An 11,647-nucleotide genomic window follows, 5' to 3' on the forward strand; every position below is an offset into this window, starting at 1 on the left:
CCGCCGCGCCCGCTCCGGTCCCCGTCGTGCGGACAACACGCCGACGGGCCGGGACCGGCCCCGTGGCCTCCGTAGCGCGCTGACGCGCGGCGCCACCCTCCCGAGGCGGCCGCCGCCCGGCGCGGAACGTCCCGCGCCGGGCGGAGCCATGTCAGGATCGGAACTGCCATGACTACGACCACGCCCCTCACCGATGCTCCCGCCGCCTTGCACACCCCGGTCATCGACTGGTTCGAGACGCATGCCCGCGACCTCCCCTGGCGCCGTCCCGAAGCCGGCCCCTGGGGCGTCATGGTCAGCGAGTTCATGCTCCAGCAGACCCCCGTCAGCCGGGTCCTCCCCGTGTACGAGCAGTGGCTCGCCCGCTGGCCGCGGCCTGCCGACCTGGCCGCCGAGCCGCCGGGCGAGGCCGTCCGCGCCTGGGGCCGGCTCGGCTACCCGCGCCGTGCCCTGCGGCTGCACGCGGCGGCCGCCGCGATAACGGAACGGCACGGCGGCGACGTACCGCACGACCACGCGAAGCTCCTCGCGCTGCCCGGGGTCGGCGAGTACACCGCGGCGGCGGTGGCCTCCTTCGCGTACGGGCAGCGGCACGCCGTCCTGGACACCAATGTCCGCCGGGTGTTCGCCCGCGCCGTGACCGGCGCCCAGTACCCGCCGACCGCCACCACGGCCGCCGAGCGCCATCTCGCCCGTGCCCTGCTCCCCGACGACGAGCCGACCGCCGCCGCGTGGGCCGCCGCCACCATGGAGCTCGGCGCGCTGGTCTGCACCGCCCGCACCCCCGACTGCCACCGCTGCCCGATCGCCGCGCACTGCGCCTGGCGGCTCGCCGGCTCGCCCGCGCACGACGGACCGCCGCGCCGCGGCCAGACCTACGCGGGCACCGACCGCCAGGTGCGGGGCAAACTGCTGGCCGTGCTGCGGGAATCCGCCGGCCCGGTGCCGCAGTCGGCGCTCGACGCCGTCTGGGACGAGCCGGTGCAGCGCGCCCGTGCCCTGGACGGGCTGGTCGCCGACGGGCTCGTGGAGCCGCTCGACGGCGGGGAGTACCGCCTCCCGCACGCCTGACCCCGGACCGTCCCGCCCGTACTCTGCGTCCCTTTCCTCCCCGCCGTTACACAACCGACGGGTAGCCGTGCGTATCCCGAGGGCCGGAGCGCACGGCTCCGTTACAGCGCCTCCGTAATTTTCTGGCTGTGCCGGGAAGTCCGGCGCGACGGGGGCGGGAAACCGGGGAACGGAGGCGGTCGGAGATGGCAAGCAGTGAGGTCGGCGAGGTCCTGGGATTCGAGGAGTACGTCAGGACCCGGCAGGAGGCACTGCTGCGGAGCGCCCGGCGTCTCGTACCGGACCCGGTGGACGCCCAGGACCTGCTCCAGACCGCTCTCGCCCGTACCTTCGGCCGCTGGGACGGCATAGCCGACAAGTCCCTGGCCGACGCGTACCTTCGGCGCGTCATGATCAACACCCGGACCGAGTGGTGGCGGGCGCGGAAGCTGGACGAGGTGCCCACCGAGCAGCTGCCCGAGCCCAGCGTGGACGACGGCACCGAGCAGCGCGCCGACCGCGCTCTGCTGATGGACGTGCTGAAGGTCCTCGCCCCGAAGCAGCGCAGCGTCGTGGTGCTGCGACACTGGGAGCAGATGAGCACGGAGGAGACGGCGGCGGCCCTGGGCATGTCGACCGGAACCGTGAAGAGCACGCTGCACCGGGCGCTGGCCCGGCTGCGCCAGGAGCTGGAGAGCCGGGAGCTGGACGCACAGGAACTGGAACGCACCGAGCGGGGGCGCGAGCGGTGCGCCGCTTGACCAGGGCTGACAACACCCACAGCACAACGGCCTGTTTCATCAGGTCCGGTGCGGCGGTCGCGGGCGCGGCCGCCGTCGGCCTGTTGCTGGCCGGCTGTGGCACGGGCGGCGAGGGCGTCCGCACCGAGGGCCCGGCGCAGGCGGGCTCGACCAAGGTGGTTCCGGCCACCCCCTCCCCGTCCCCCAGCGCGCCGTCGCGGGTCGACGCCGTGAAGATGCTCAAGAACGACCCGAAGGTCAGCGACCAGATCCGCAAGGGCCTCAAGCCGTGCGCCGGCGAGTACCCGGTGGACGTGAGTTACGGGGACATCACCCGCAACAGCGCGCCCGATGTGGTCATCAACGTCCTGACCTGCGGCGACGCGATCGGCATCGGGTCGTACGTGTACCGGGAGAACGTGGCGCGCAAGAAGTACGAGAATGTTTTCGCCAACGAGCAGCCGCCGGTCTACGCGGTGATCTCCCAGGGGAATCTGGAGGTCACCCAGCAGACGTACGCGCCCGGTGACTCGGTGTCGGAGCCGTCGGGCGAGAACATCACCACCTACCGCTGGGCCCACGGCAGGTTCACCCAGATCCGGGGGACCCGCAGCGAGTTCAGCAAGTCCGTGAAGGGCGCCGACCCGACCAAGGATCCGGAGGGCTGAGAGCAGGCAATGGCCGATACCCATGTGCTCTTCGTCGAGGACGACGACGTCATCCGTGAGGCGACCCAGCTCGCGCTGGAGCGCGACGGGTTCCACGTCACCGCCGTACCGGACGGACTGACGGGGCTGGAGAAGTTCCGTGCCGACCGGCCGGACATCGCGTTGCTGGACGTGATGGTGCCCGGCCTGGACGGGGTGAGCCTGTGCCGCCGGATCCGGGACGAGTCGGCCGTCCCCGTGATCATGCTGTCGGCGCGGGCGGACTCGATCGACGTGGTCCTCGGTCTGGAGGCGGGCGCCGACGACTATGTGACCAAGCCGTTCGACGGGGCGGTGCTGGTGGCCCGGATCCGGGCGGTGATGCGCCGCTTCGGCCACGCGGGCGGGTCCGGCGCGGGCGACGACGCGCAGTCCGAGGGCGGGCTGCGGACCTTCGGCGACCTGGAGGTCGACACCGAGGGCATGGCGGTGTTCAAGCGGGGCGAACCGGTCGGCCTGACCCCGACGGAGATGCGGCTGCTGCTGGAGTTCTCCAGCGCGCCGGGGACCGTCCTCTCCCGCGACAAGCTGCTGGAACGGGTCTGGGACTACGGGTGGGGCGGCGACACTCGGGTGGTGGACGTCCATGTGCAGCGGCTGCGGGCCAAGATCGGCCAGGACCGGATCGAGACGGTCCGCGGCTTCGGCTACAAGCTCAAGGGCTGACCGCGTGCGACGCTTCGCCCTGCGGACCGGTCTCCGCTGGAAACTCATCATCGCCATCGCCGCCGTCAGCTCGCTGGGAGCCATCGCGCTCAGCCTGGTGGTGCACAACGCGGCCCGTGTCTCGATGCTCGACAGCAGCCGTGACATGCAGGACGAGCGCATCAAGTGGGTGCAGAGCGTCTACAAGACGAAGGGGCTCCCACCGTTCGCGAAGATCGACGACCCGGCGCTGCCCCCGTCGCTGCGGGCCGTCGTGCTCACCGGCAAGCGGGCCACCTATCTCGACGACGACCAGGGCGACGCCCCCGAGGTCTGGGCGGCGGTACCGCTGGCCAACGGCCGGGTGCTCTCCATCCACACCCGCTTCGAGGACCGCTACGCCGTCCTCACCGACCTCGACCGGGCCCTGGTCGTCGGCTCGGCCTCGGTGGTGCTCGGCGGCTGCGCGCTGGGCGTGCTCATCGGCGGGCAGCTCTCCCGCCGGCTGCGGAAGGCGGCCACCGCGGCCGGGAAGATCACCGAGGGCGACACGGGCGTCCGGATCCGGGACGCGATCGGCGGCCGGGTGCGGGACGAGACGGACGACCTGGCGCGGGCGGTGGACGCCATGGCCGACGCGCTCCAGCAGCGGCTGGAGGCCGAACGGCGCGTCACCGCGGACATCGCGCACGAGCTGCGCACGCCGGTGACGGGCCTGCTCACGGCGGCGGAGCTGCTGCCCCCGGGCCGGCCCACCGAACTCGTACGGGACCGGGCGCAGGCGATGCGCACCCTGGTCGAGGACGTGCTGGAGGTGGCCCGGCTGGAGACCGCCGCCGAGCGGGCCGAGCTGCAGGAGATCGCGCTCGGCGAGTTCGTCGAGCGCCGGGTGCGGGTGCTGGCCCCGGACGCCACGGTGCGGGTCGACCGGAACGCGTACGTGCACACCGACCCGCGGCGGCTGGAACGCATCCTCGGCAACCTCCTCGCCAACGCCGCCAAGCACGGGAGGACGCCGGTGGAGGTCACGGTGGACGGGCGGGTGCTCAAGGTCCGCGACCACGGACCGGGCTTCCCGGCGGAGCTGCTGGCGGAGGGGCCGAGCCGGTTCCGCACCGGCAGCACCGACCGGTCCGGCACGGGCCACGGCCTGGGGCTGACCATCGCCGCCGGCCAGGCGCGGGTGCTGGGCGCCCGGCTGACCTTCCGCAACGCGATTCCGCAGGACGGCGGGGTGCCGCCGGCGGACCGGGAACCGGACGGGGCGCTGCCCGAGGGCCGGGAGCAGGACGGCGGGGCGGTGGCGGTGCTGTGGCTGCCGGAGTCCGCGCCCACGGAGACCGGCAGCATCCCGGTGATCACGCTGCCGGAGTAGCGCCCGGCTGCCGGGGCGGACCCGTCCGGTCGCCCCCGAACCGGACCGGGCCGGGCCCGGGCGCGCCCCGGCCCACACGAGCCCCGGCAGGGCACCCGCGCCCGGCACCCGAACGCCCGCGGCCCCGGCATCGTGCCGGGGGCCGCGGGCGTTGCGGCCGTGCGCCGGGGCCGTCCGTGCGGACGCCTCAGACGGTTTCGCCGACGGCCACCTGCGGCGCCGGCGCGTCCTCGCTCGCGCTCCGCTCCGCCGGCCCGGCGGCCCCGCGCAGCGGGACCTCCTTGACGAAGAAGGCGGCCACGAAGGAGACCAGGCTGATCGCCGCGCCCCAGAGGAAGATGTGGTGGGTGCCGGAGGCGACCCCGTGCAGATAGGCGTCCTTGATCCCCGCGGGCAGCTGGGCCAGGCTCTTCGGGTCGAGCTGCGCGGAGGACGAGGTGACCGCGGCGCCCCGCGCGCCGACCCGCGCGGCCATGGTCTCCGACACCTGGTGGGTGAAGAGGGCACCGAAGATCGCGACGCCGAACGAGCCGCCGAGCGTCCGGAACAGCGTCGCGGACGAGGAGCCCACGCCGATGTCCTTCATCGCGACGCTGTTCTGCGCGACCAGCATGGTGATCTGCATCAGGAAGCCCAGGCCGGCGCCGAGCACCGCCATGTAGACGGCCGAGGTGAACCGGCTGGTCCCGGTGTCCATCAAGGACAGCAGGAACAGCCCGGTGGTCACCAGCGCGCCGCCCACGATCGGGAAGATCTTGTACTTGCCGGTCGAGGTGGTCACCCGGCCCGCGATCAGCGAGACGGCCGTCATCGAGAGCAGCATCGGCAGGAGCAGCAGTCCCGAGCTGGTCGCGGAGGCACCCTGCACCGTCTGCTGGTAGAGCGGCAGGAAGACCACCGCGCCGAACATCACGAAGCCCACGAAGAAGCCGATCAGCGTGATCAGCGTGAAGTTGGCGCTGCGGAAGATGTGCAGCGGCAGCACCGGCTGCTCCACGCGCCGCTCGACGACGAGGAAGGCCGCGATGGCGGCGACTCCGGTCACGCCGAGCCCGACGATCTGCACCGAGCCCCAGGCGTACTCGTTGCCGCCCCAGGTGGTGATCAGCACGAGCGCGCTGATGCCGACGGTGAGCAGCACCGCGCCCGCGTAGTCGATGCGCCCCTGCGCCTTCTTCTTCGGCAGGTGCAGCACCGCCGTGACCATGGCCAGGGCCACCACGCCGAGCGGCAGGTTGATGTAGAAGCTCCAGCGCCAGCCGAGGTGGTCGGTGATGGTGCCGCCGATCAGGGGGCCGCCGATGGTGGCGAGGGCCATCACGCCGGCCATCATGCCCTGGTACTTGCCGCGCTCCCGCGGCGGTATCAGCTCGCCGATGATCGCCATCACGCCGACGATCAGACCGCCGGCGCCCAGGCCCTGGAGCGCCCGGAAGCCGATCAGCTGCCCCATGGTCTGGGCCATCCCGGAGAGGGCCGAACCGGCGAGGAAGGTGACGATCGACGCGAGGAACATGCCCTTGCGCCCGTACATGTCGCCGAGCTTGCCCCAGATGGGAGTCGAGGCGGCGGTGGCCAGGGTGTAGGCCGTCACGACCCAGGAGAGATGGCTCAGCCCGCCGAGCTCGCCCACGATCGTGGGCATCGCGGTGCCGACGATCATGTTGTCGAGCATCGCCAGCAGCATCGCGATCATGAGCGCCAGCAGGACGACCCGCACGTTGCGCGGTGCGTCCGCCTGCGGCGGCGCCGCTCCCGGTGCCTGAACCTGGGCCATGGGTACCACTCCCCCTGAGATGCACTTACTTGCCGCCCGGCAAGTTGACTACACTCGGAAGGTAACCCGCTACTTGCCGGGCGTCAAGTAAGTTTCTCCGGGCCCGCGGCCCGGGCGAGCGCAGGAGAAGAGATGGGCAGCACAGGCCGGCCGCGCCGGGGCGACACCCGGCAGCGCATCCAGGACGTCGCCCTGGAGCTCTTCGCCGAGCAGGGGTACGAGAAGACCTCCCTGCGCGAGATCGCCGAGCAGCTCGACGTCACCAAGGCCGCGCTCTACTACCACTTCAAGACGAAGGAGGACATCGTCCTCGGCATCTTCGAGGACCTGAGCAAGCCGCTGGACGAACTGATCGAGTGGGCCCGCCGGCAGCCCCGCACCCTGGAGACCAAGCAGCAGATCGTCCACCGCTACAGCGCGGCCCTGCACGACGCGGCCCCGCTCTTCCGCTTCATCCAGGAGAACCAGGCCAGCGTGCGGGAGCTGAGCATCGGGGAGGGCTTCAAGGAACGGCTGGTCTCGATGCTCGACCTGGTCAAGGACACGGACGCACCCCTGACCGACCAGGTCCGCTGCATCAGCGCGCTCTTCACGATCCACGCCGGGATGTTCGCGCTGAAGGAGATCGAGGGTGACCCCGACGAGAAGCGCGACGCCGTCCTGGAGGTCGCCCTGGAACTGGTGACCGCCGCCCATCACGCCGAGGAACCGGGCCGGTAGCCCCGCCCGGCCGGTCCGGCGGGTCACGACGCAGCGGTGCCGCCACCCGTCGCGGGCGGCGGCACCGTGGGTCACCGGCCCGCGGCGGGGCCGGCACCGGGAGCGTCAGGCGTGGACGCCGTGGCTCTTCAGGAACTTGATCGGCTCGACGGCGAAGCCGTAGACCGGAGCGGTCCGGGTCTCGAAGTGCAGGTGCGGGCCGGTCGAGTTACCGGTGCTGCCGGACTTGCCGATCTCCTGGCCGGTCTTCACGGTCTGGCCGGCGCTCACACCGAGCTTCGAGAGGTGACCGTACTGGGTGTACGTCTTGTTGCCGTGCTTGATCACGATGTTGTTGCCGTACGAGCCGCCCCAGCCGGCCTCGACCACGGTGCCGCTGTGCGCGGCCTTCACCGAGGTGCCGGTGGGCACGACGAAGTCCTGGCCGGAGTGCTTGTGGGCCCAGTGGCTGCCGCCCAGACCGAAGGTCGAACCCTTGGTGTAGTGGTCCACCGGCTTCACCCAGGTGGCCGGGTTGGCGAGCTTGGCGGCGCGCTTCTTGCGGTCCGCGGCGGCCTTCTCGGCGGCGCGCTTCTTGGCCTCGGCCTTGGCGGCGGCCTTGGCCTTCGCCTTGGCGGCGTCCTTCTCGGCGGCCTTGTGCTGGCCGTCGGCCTGGGCCTGCACGGCCTGCGAGAGGGAACCGGCGGTCTTGGTCGCGAAGACGTCGTTCTGCGGGGCGGAGGCGTCCGCAGAGGCGAGCGCCACCCCGGAGCCCAGCGCGACCGAGGCCCCCATGCCCGCGGCCAGAACAGCGGCACGACGACGCAGGACGGACTTGTTCGCGGTGGCGGTCTGGGTGTGCTTACGCATACGGCTTTCCTCCAAGAAGTGAATGAATCCCGGGGGCTTTCCGGAAATCGCTCATCCTTGGTAACCCGCCATTCCGAGGGCGACAAGCGGCCTTTCTACTACCGTCGACCGTATGGCCCCAGAGCCCCGTTCCACCCCCTCCATCTCCGCCCTGACCAGCACCGGAGGCCTTCCGACCCGCACAGACCACGGCGCCTGGCGCAGAATCCCTGGAACTCACCCACTCTCCGCTGCGATGACCTTGCAATATGAAGGAGAAGGGCCTTTCTGCCCTCCGGAGTCGTGAGTCCCGGGACCTTGGTCCCGATCTCCCCCAAATCCCTTCTCCTATTGTTTCTCGTAAGTGAGCCGGACCACGTGGGACACGTCACCCGCATATAAGATCCATAGGTATTTCCGCGGGTCTTTTGCAGGTCCGTTTCGGGACCAAAGCCCCCGTCGGCCTCCGCGCCTTAGGCTGTCCCTCCGACAGCCCGTGCGCGCCGACGACCGCGGGCACGCCACACCACCGCCGGGGGGCCTGGGACGTGGATCCCGCAGCCATCGGCGCCCGACTCGCGTCGAGCGCCGTCGCACCGCTGATCAAGAAGCTGTTCGTGGCCGAGGGGGCGGGCGGTGGCCTGGTCGACCGGCCGGTCCGGGTCTCCGGCCTGGTCTCCTTCCGGGGCGAGAAGCGCGCCCTCACCGAGCGGGACCTGCTGCGGCTGGCCTCGGAGCTGGTCGAGCGGGGTCAGCGGTCCGCGGGGCCGCACGAGCGGGCGGCGGACGGGGACCGGGAGGCCGTCGTCCACACCCTCGCCCGGACGCTGCACGGCCTCGGCGACCTCGCCATGGACGACGTCCAGGCGGTGCGCCTCGGGCCCGCCGCCCTGGCGCGGACGCTCCGGCGGGCGAACGCCCGCGGCGTCGCCGACCTCTCGTCCGACGCCACGGCCCTGCACGACGCCCTGCTCGACACCGCCTGCCTGCACATCCTGCACTTCTTCACCCAGCGGTCGGCCTTCGTCGCCCGCACCCTGGTGGAGCAGAGCCAGGAGCTGCGCACGGTCCTCTCCCGGGTCGACGAGCTGATCGCCCGCACCCCGCGCCGCGGCGGCGAGGACGCGGCCTTCGAGGCCCGCTATCGGGCCCATCTGGCACAGAAGCACGGCCGGCTCACGATCTACGGCATCGACCTGTCCGACTCCCCGGACCGCTGGCCCCTGGACGCGGCCTACCTCAGCCTGGAGGCGGCCGCGACGACGGGCGGTGCCGCCACGATGGCGGGCACCGGTGCCGACGGCCCTCAGGCGGCCCCGAGCGGCCTGCACGACGTCCTGGCGCCCGTCTCCCGGCTCCCGGCCGACCAGGCCTTCTCCGGGCACGACCGGGTCTTCCTGCGCGGCGTCGCGGGCTCCGGCAAGACCACCCTGGTCCAGTGGCTGGCGGTCTCCGCGGCCCGGCAGGACGACGCGGCGACGCCGTCCCGGCTCCGCGACCGCATCCCGTTCGTCCTCCCGCTGCGCTCCCTGATCCGTGACGGTGCCGGCCTGCCCGCCCCCGACCGGCTGCTCTCCGCCGTGAACTGCCCGGTCGCCGGAGCCCAGCCGGCCGGCTGGGCCGACCGGGTGCTGACCGAGGGCCGGGGACTGCTGCTGGTCGACGGCCTGGACGAGATCCCGGAGCGGCACCGGACGCGCACCCGCGACTGGCTGCGGGACCTGCTCACCGCCTTCCCCGGCAACCTGTGGCTGCTCACCTCCCGCCCGTCCGCCGTCCGCGAGGGCTGGCTCGCCGACGAGGACTTCACCGAGCTGACCCTGGCGCCCATGAGCCGCGGGGACGTCTCGGCCTTCATCCGGCGCTGGCACGCCGCCGCCCGCCTCGACACCGATGACACCGGGCGCCTGGACGGCTACGAACAGGCACTGCTGACCGCCGTGGAGACCAAGCAGGACCTGGCCCGGCTGGCCACGAACCCCCTGATGTGCGGCCTGCTGTGCGCGCTGCACCGGGACCGGCGCGGCCACCTGCCCCGCGGGCGCAAGGAGCTCTACGACGCCGCCCTCTCCATGCTGCTGTCCCGCCGCGACCGCGAACGGGACATGCACGGCCCGGACAGCGTCGAGCTGAGCGAGGAGCCGCAGATCCAGCTCCTCCAGCGGCTCGCCTACTGGCTCATCCGCAACGGCCGCACCGAGCTGGAGCGCGACCACGCCCGGCGCGTCATCGCCGACGCCCTGCCCGCGGTACCGGCCGCCGCCGCCCAGGGCGACGCCGACCGGATCTTCGGCCACCTCCTGGTCCGGAGCGGACTGCTGCGCGAGCCGGCCACCGGAACCGTGGACTTCGTGCACCGCACGTTCCAGGACTACCTGGGGGCCAGGGCCGCCGTGGAGGCCTGGGACATCGGCCTGCTGATCAACAACGCCACGGACGCCCAGTGGGAGGACGTCATCCGGATGTCCGTGGCCCACGCCCGCCCCCGCGAACGGGCGGACCTCCTGACCCAGCTCCTCGCCCGCGGCGACCGGGCGACGGACGCCGCCGAGCGGTCCCGCGTCCACCTCCTCGCCATGGCCTGCCTGGAACACGCCACCGAGCTGGATCCCGCCGTGCGCACGGAGGTGGAGCAGCGGGCCGCCCGGATCATCCCGCCCCGCAGCGTCGAGGAGGCCCGAGCCCTCGCCGAGGCCGGGCCGGTCGTCCTGGAGCTGCTGCCCGGCCCGGACGCCCTGCCGGAGGACGAGGCGGTGCACGTGGTCAGCGCGGCTTCACAGCTCGGCACGGACGCCGCGATCCCGCTCCTGAAGCGCTTCCGGCACCACCCGTCCCTCGGCGTACGCTCCCAGCTGGCCTGGACCTGGCAGCGCTTCGACACCGAGCGGTACGCGGAGGAGGTCCTGCGCCACCTGGACCCGGACGGCCTGGATTTCGTCGCCACCTCGCGGGAGGAACTTCGCATCCTGCGGTCGCTGGACCGCTGCTCCCGGCTGATGGTCAGGGGCGACTTCGAAGCCCGGGAGCTGCTGGACGTGGTGGACCCGTCCCGGCTCACCCACCTGCGGATCGAGTCCAACGCGGTGATCACGGACCTCGCCCCGCTGCGGGAGTGCACGGAGCTGAGCACCGTGATGCTGCGGTCCTGCCCGGGAATCACCGACCTGTCCCCGCTCGCGGGCTCCCCGGTGTACTCCTTGTTGCTGAACGACGTCCCGGCTTCCGAGACACTCGCCGGTCTCTCCGAGTTGTCCGCCCTGCTCTCGCTGCACCTCTACGATCCGCTGCCGCGGGAAGGGCTCGCCGCGTTGCCGGCCGATGCGCCACTCGATTCCCTCTACCTCGGCGAGCCCGTCGATGACGCCGTTCTCGGGATCTCCGCCTGGCCTGGCCTCCGCTCCCTGCGCCTGAACATGACGCGGCGCTTCGGCCCGGCCCACTGGGAGGAGCTGTCCCGGCTGCCCGCGCTGACCACCCTCGGATTCGGCTGCACCGACTCCGCGGCCCCGCTCCGCTTTCCCGAGGGCTTCACGCTCCCCGGCCTACGAGCGCTGTACCTGCCGAACATCCGGGTCCCGGAGGACGTACTGGACGACCTGCTTGCCACGCTCCCCACGGTCTTCCCCGGACTGCGCACACTCGGGTTGGGCAGCCCGCTGAACCCGATGCCAACGGTCGATTTGTCCGGACTGGCCGAACTGGAACACCTCCGGCGCCTAGCCCTGGACCACGTCCGCCCGGCCGACGGCCCGCCCGGCCTGCCCGGCGTGCGCCTCACCGTCACCCCCCGCCCACGGGACTGAGT

General features: G+C 72.4%; 9 protein-coding genes. 7 read left to right on the plus strand and 2 right to left on the minus strand.

The window, feature by feature from the left end:
* Positions 1–168: 168 nt before the first annotated feature.
* From ACFYYR_RS23790 to cseC, 5 genes are all read left to right on the plus strand, one after another.
* A complete protein-coding gene (locus ACFYYR_RS23790; protein WP_388857022.1) occupies positions 169–1,071 on the plus strand; it encodes an A/G-specific adenine glycosylase in 903 nt (300 codons plus the stop codon).
* 185 nt (positions 1,072–1,256) lie between these two features.
* Positions 1,257–1,811: a SigE family RNA polymerase sigma factor gene (locus tag ACFYYR_RS23795; RefSeq protein WP_351508729.1), complete on the plus strand. Its 555-nt coding sequence runs from the start codon at positions 1,257–1,259 to the stop codon at positions 1,809–1,811.
* The gene (locus tag ACFYYR_RS23800; protein WP_388857026.1) at positions 1,808–2,458 is read left to right on the plus strand and encodes a hypothetical protein; all 651 of its coding nucleotides are present in this window, start codon (positions 1,808–1,810) and stop codon (positions 2,456–2,458) included. Before ACFYYR_RS23795 ends, ACFYYR_RS23800 begins: the two co-directional genes overlap by 4 nt.
* Positions 2,459–2,467: 9 nt before the next feature.
* Complete coding sequence (gene cseB, locus ACFYYR_RS23805) at positions 2,468–3,163, plus strand: two-component system response regulator CseB (protein WP_388857029.1); 696 nt, start codon at positions 2,468–2,470, stop codon at positions 3,161–3,163.
* Between the two features lie 4 nt (positions 3,164–3,167).
* Positions 3,168–4,517, plus strand: coding sequence for a two-component system sensor histidine kinase CseC (cseC, locus tag ACFYYR_RS23810; RefSeq protein WP_388857032.1), 1,350 nt, complete (start codon positions 3,168–3,170; stop codon positions 4,515–4,517).
* 187 nt (positions 4,518–4,704) lie between these two features.
* Here cseC and ACFYYR_RS23815 read toward each other — a convergent pair whose 3' ends face one another.
* Positions 4,705–6,294: an MDR family MFS transporter gene (locus ACFYYR_RS23815; RefSeq protein ID WP_388857035.1), complete on the minus strand. Its 1,590-nt coding sequence runs from the start codon at positions 6,292–6,294 to the stop codon at positions 4,705–4,707.
* 132 nt (positions 6,295–6,426) lie between these two features.
* On the opposite strand from ACFYYR_RS23815, the gene ACFYYR_RS23820 reads away from it, so the two are divergent.
* Positions 6,427–7,014, plus strand: a complete 588-nt coding sequence (locus ACFYYR_RS23820; protein WP_388857038.1) for a TetR/AcrR family transcriptional regulator — start codon at positions 6,427–6,429, stop codon at positions 7,012–7,014.
* A gap of 105 nt (positions 7,015–7,119) precedes the next feature.
* Here ACFYYR_RS23820 and ACFYYR_RS23825 read toward each other — a convergent pair whose 3' ends face one another.
* Entirely contained in the window at positions 7,120–7,863 is a 744-nt protein-coding gene (locus tag ACFYYR_RS23825; protein ID WP_388857041.1) for a M23 family metallopeptidase, read from the minus strand.
* Between the two features lie 527 nt (positions 7,864–8,390).
* Here ACFYYR_RS23825 and ACFYYR_RS23830 point away from each other — a divergent pair.
* A complete protein-coding gene (locus tag ACFYYR_RS23830) occupies positions 8,391–11,645 on the plus strand; it encodes an NACHT domain-containing protein (protein ID WP_388857045.1) in 3,255 nt (1,084 codons plus the stop codon).
* The last annotated feature ends 2 nt before the right edge of the window (positions 11,646–11,647 follow it).

This window comes from Streptomyces sp. NPDC001922 (assembly GCF_042891165.1).
Lineage (GTDB): Bacteria > Actinomycetota > Actinomycetes > Streptomycetales > Streptomycetaceae > Streptomyces.